We start from the raw sequence: 510 nt of genomic DNA on the forward strand, positions 1-510 counted from the left end.
CTTTCATGCTTCATCTTAAAACCTCAATAAAATCTTGAATTGTTCGCGAACATCGGCACGCAAAGGAATATTAATGGGCGTTTTGAGTATCTCGATACCACCATTTAGTTCATTGGCGTCACACCAAAGCTTGCCCAAAGGGATATCAAGAGGGATATCAAGGGGGACATCTTGTTTGGGAATGCCGTGAACGAGAATAGAAACAAATGCTGCTTGTTTGCCGTCAACATCGTTAAAATCTGTGCGGGCTGCCAGAAAAAGCGCCGTGCCCCTCGGGGAGGGCTGATAGTGATTGCCTGAATGGCTGTAAACCCCCTCCAAAGCCTGTTCGACAGGCGCTACAGCATAGCATCTGCGAGTGCCAATCACGCCATCTTGGCTATCTCTTAACACGAGATAAAGCGTGCGGCCATGAAACCACTCTGCCATCAGTATATCGCGTTCATGTTTTTTGACCGAACACCACGGAAAATTTGCCATGTCCCATGGATAATCGATTTGGTTCCAGCT

Annotated in this window: 1 pseudogene; it reads right to left on the bottom strand. The window is 47.3% G+C overall.

From position 1 onward, the window contains the following. Positions 1-15 precede the first annotated feature (15 nt). A pseudogene (locus ACFIKU_RS10400) lies at positions 16-510 on the bottom strand (phage tail protein); the annotation flags it as partial.

Origin of the sequence: Bartonella sp. CM120XJJH (assembly GCF_042194715.1) — a bacterium.
GTDB lineage: Bacteria > Pseudomonadota > Alphaproteobacteria > Rhizobiales > Rhizobiaceae > Bartonella.